The sequence below is a fragment of the Pseudarthrobacter sp. NamE5 genome (assembly GCF_005796225.1).
In the GTDB taxonomy this organism is placed as follows: Bacteria; Actinomycetota; Actinomycetes; order Actinomycetales; family Micrococcaceae; genus Arthrobacter.
Window position 1 is genome coordinate 1 of the sequence record NZ_VAHO01000065.1, and the last position, 218, is coordinate 218.

At 63.8% G+C, this 218-nt stretch carries 1 pseudogene; it reads left to right on the forward strand.

The window, feature by feature from the left end:
- A pseudogene (locus FDW84_RS19095) lies at positions 1–218 on the forward strand (glutamine--fructose-6-phosphate aminotransferase); the annotation flags it as partial.

Below are 218 nucleotides of genomic sequence, written 5' to 3' on the forward strand. Positions count from 1 at the left end.
GGGCCCGGAGATCGCGGTGGCCTCCACCAAGGCGTTCCTGGCCCAGATCACCGCCGCGTACCTGTTGGGCCTGTACCTGGCGCAGCTGCGCGGAAACATCTTCTCAGGCCAAATCAAGGATGTCCTGGCGGACCTGAACAAGATCCCGGCAAAGATCCAGAAGATCCTGGATAATGCCGGGCCCCTGCGCGAGCTCGCCCGCAGCATGGCTGATGAGG